The sequence below is a fragment of the Trabulsiella guamensis ATCC 49490 genome (assembly GCF_000734965.1).
Classification (GTDB): domain Bacteria; phylum Pseudomonadota; class Gammaproteobacteria; order Enterobacterales; family Enterobacteriaceae; genus Trabulsiella; species Trabulsiella guamensis.
Map to the genome: position 1 here is coordinate 1 of NZ_JMTB01000010.1, position 3,304 is coordinate 3,304.

General features: G+C 45.7%; 6 protein-coding genes. 5 read left to right on the top strand and 1 reads right to left on the bottom strand.

The window, feature by feature from the left end; genetic code table 11:
• From GTGU_RS00770 to GTGU_RS00780, 3 genes are all read left to right on the top strand, one after another.
• Positions 1-242: antiterminator Q family protein (locus GTGU_RS00770; protein ID WP_038153452.1), on the top strand; the 242-nt coding region annotated here is incomplete at its 5' end.
• 119 nt (positions 243-361) lie between these two features.
• Positions 362-892, top strand: a complete 531-nt coding sequence (locus GTGU_RS00775; RefSeq protein ID WP_038153453.1) for a hypothetical protein — start codon at positions 362-364, stop codon at positions 890-892.
• Positions 893-1,516: 624 nt separating this feature from the next.
• Positions 1,517-2,065, top strand: a complete 549-nt coding sequence (locus GTGU_RS00780) for a Rha family transcriptional regulator (RefSeq protein ID WP_038153454.1) — start codon at positions 1,517-1,519, stop codon at positions 2,063-2,065.
• A gap of 68 nt (positions 2,066-2,133) precedes the next feature.
• Here GTGU_RS00780 and GTGU_RS00785 read toward each other — a convergent pair whose 3' ends face one another.
• A complete protein-coding gene (locus GTGU_RS00785) occupies positions 2,134-2,826 on the bottom strand; it encodes a DUF4145 domain-containing protein (RefSeq protein ID WP_038153455.1) in 693 nt (230 codons plus the stop codon).
• A 1-nt stretch (position 2,827) separates the two neighbouring features.
• Here GTGU_RS00785 and GTGU_RS26010 point away from each other — a divergent pair, with 1 nt between their 5' ends.
• Positions 2,828-3,043, top strand: coding sequence for a hypothetical protein (locus tag GTGU_RS26010; protein WP_038153456.1), 216 nt, complete (start codon positions 2,828-2,830; stop codon positions 3,041-3,043).
• Positions 3,044-3,159: 116 nt separating this feature from the next.
• On the top strand, positions 3,160-3,304 hold a 145-nt coding region (locus GTGU_RS24160), incomplete at its 3' end, for a putative holin (protein WP_038153458.1).

Genomic DNA, 3,304 nt, shown 5'->3' on the forward strand with positions numbered 1-3,304 from the left:
TCATGGCGGGGTTGCGATCAAAACATCCGGATGCTCACGATTTGCTGTTTGATTACTACGTTTTTGGCAAAACGTTTATGCGGCTGGCATATGAGCATCATTGTTCTAACGGGCACATAGGCAAAAAGCTGTCCAACGCTGAGGGCATCCTTGATGGTCTGCTGATGGCGCTGGAAATTCGCCTGGAAATGGATCCGGATGTACAGCGTGAGCCGCTGGCGGTGAAAGTGAGCGCACTTTAACACGGAATTAAACATAAACATCTAAAAGAACTTCGGTGTTTCTAATATAGTGCTAAAAATAAAAAATCATTTATAGTGTTGATTTGTTGATTTGTATACATGTTAAATATGGAGGTGTTATGAGAATTATTGCCATAATTATTGCTTTACTTCTGTCCCCGCTGAGTCAGGCTTTAGGTCTTAAAATGACAACTCAGCAGTTTATTGATCGCTATAGCAATGAGGTCACTAAATCTAACCTCAGCGATGATATAAAAAATGAATTGACTGATATTGAGTTTTCTCCACCAGTAGATGAGAAAAATTGGCAATTTGCTAAGACTGGTGATGTTATTTTAGCGGTAGCTGATGTTGATAGCGATGGTGATTTGGATATAGTTGGCGTTGACTACTCTTCTAGTGCAAACTTGCCTGGCGGCGTCTATGTAGCCAGGGCTGCGTTATTAAACGCCACTATCGGGCCGGAACTTAGTCAATCTCGTGATGTTGATTATGTCAAAAGTATCCCAGGCGTCCGCCGGGACATGAAACGGAGCAAGATAGTCAAAGGTTTCAAAGTTACAAATCTTAGGTCTAGTGAAAATTCTATGCTTTTAAGTGTCCAAAATGTTTCAAATAAAAACCCCGATAAGGCGAGAGGCAATAAGTAAAGACATCTTGATTTCAGGCGTGATGCGTGAAAAGGCTTTACATACATAAAAAGCATGCTACTATGCCAATAGTGGTTATTGCGTCCGCTATTTAATCTTAGAAACCTCGCTTCTGGTGGGGTTTTGTCGTTTCTGCCCTATGCTATGTGGTGATTCCGCTGGTCACGCGGCGGCGTCTGCTCCACGAAACGGAGCGCACTTCCCGATGTGCCTGCGTAGTGTCGCAGCTAAAAGTTGAATATTCTCATGTTGTGCTGCTTGCTGGTGGTCAGCGCCGGATTTAAACTAAATCCGTGGTGAATGCCCCTGTGCGGAGGCGCGTACTGGTACCTATCTTGCCTACAGGCTGTCCACGCGAGTAGAAATGACCAGTTTTCTGCTCACCGGGAGGCACCCGGCACCACATACATACAACGACATTCTATTTCATACTTTCTTTCCCTTAAGGCTGCCATAGATGGTGGCCTTTTTTTTACCTCATTACTGCGCTTTGCCCGCGCGTAAATCCCAACACCGAACCTGATCTTTGGAATGAACCTTTGAGGGAGTCAGTTAGTGCTGGCGAGCCTCGGTGGGCTGATTTCCTGTGCGACAAAGGTTCATTTCAAAGAAAGGTGATACGTCATGAATAATACGGCTGTTATTCCGGATTTTGACTTCCGTAATTTTGTCTCTGCCGTGGATGGAGAGCCGGTTACCGATACATTGCAGGTTGCAAAGGCATTTGGTAAACGGCATGCGGATGTGTTAAGGGCGTTGAAAAATTGCCGTTTTTCAGATGATTTCAGGAGTGCGCATTATTGCGTTTCCGAAAGAATCAATGAGTTAGGGATATTTGATAAGAAACAGGTTTACTACCTGATGGATTTCAGCGGATTCATGATGCTGGTAATGGGGTTTAATGGCGCAAAAGCTGATGCAATAAAAGAGGCTTATGTTAATGCTTTCAACTGGATGACCGCTGAGCTACGGAAATATAGTGAGAGCTATGAAGCCGAACGTAATGCAGTCATGCTCGAATACATGAAAGAGAAAGACGTTGCCAGCATGTCCGGCCGCCTGCTGAACCGGTGGGGAAAAGTGAAAAAGCCGCACCTGCTGGCGCGTATCGAGCGCCTTGAACGTCAGGGGCAGATTTGTCTTCCCGGATTTGGAAAAGTTTTAACAGAATAGAGGCTGCCATCAGGTGGCCTTTTTTTGCCTCATGATTGCGCTTCGCATGCGCGCAAATTCGAAAGTGACTATTTTTGTTGTTCCTTTATTCTTACTGGCAACACAAAAGTGATCTCAAGGAATAGACGCAGGAAATCGACAAATTCTTTTGCCTGTTCATCACTTGCGTCAAGTTCATGCACAGCCTCATTTCCATCCATACGGATCCTGTGTGCCCAATTTTTCATTGACTCGGTAAGTATGCCGTTCTCTCTTGCCTGCTTAATTCTGGACAGGAGATTACCATCATCAAAACCAAGTTCACGAAGTGCCACTTCAAGCACGCTACGACATCCGACAACAATAAACGGGGCATTTCGCTTCATCTTGATGTTTTCCTGCAACTCAACAAACAGCCCGCGAATTTTTTCAGGATAGTACGGGGAGTCGTCAGGTTGCTTAAGTTCAGGATAGATTTTTACGCTGGTCGGTTTTAAGTCAGTAAGTAGCCATTGTTTCTCATGCGCCGCTTTTTTCATATCGCTAAGCTGTGCAATGCTGCACTCAAATGCGATCATCATCGGCTTATTGCATTCATTGCAGAATGCTGTTGAGTAAGCTGATACCGTGGATGCCTCAGTAATGATATTTACGCGCGGTCCAAGGTTTGGATAAATAGTGTTTTCGGTAGCTGGCTTACGGCTGGCGTATTCAGTAACCTCCTTTATCGATATCTCTGTCCGGTGCAGGCAGTGCGGGCACTTAACTTTCTGGGTGTACATAATGAATATTTCCTCTGAAGTAATCAGCGATTTTGAAAGCTGTGTTACAGATTCTGTCATTGATTCAATTGCAGCGGTAGAGCGAAATTTTGCGCTGGCGCAAACTCGTTATGGACATGATGCCGCGATCAAGGGGTTGGCTATGGCATTTGTTATATCAGACTGCCGTCGCCGGGGGCTTGAAGGTGAGGTTGTCAATTCAGAGAACGCAAACTGACAAGGGTGCCTACCCGGATTCAGAAACGCTTTAACAGAATAGTGGCTGCCATCAGGCGGCCTTTTTTTATTCCCCTCGCCCAGAGAGGATTTACAGCAATCAAAAGAGGGGGCTAAATGTCCGATCCTGTTTCCGGTACTGCCGTTGCGGCCGGAGGGCTGCTTGGTGCAAGTATGTACGGCCTGGCGACAAGTACTGATTTTGGCGTGGTGTTTGGTGCATTCGCTGGCGCAGTGTTTTATGTCGCCACGGCCGCCAACG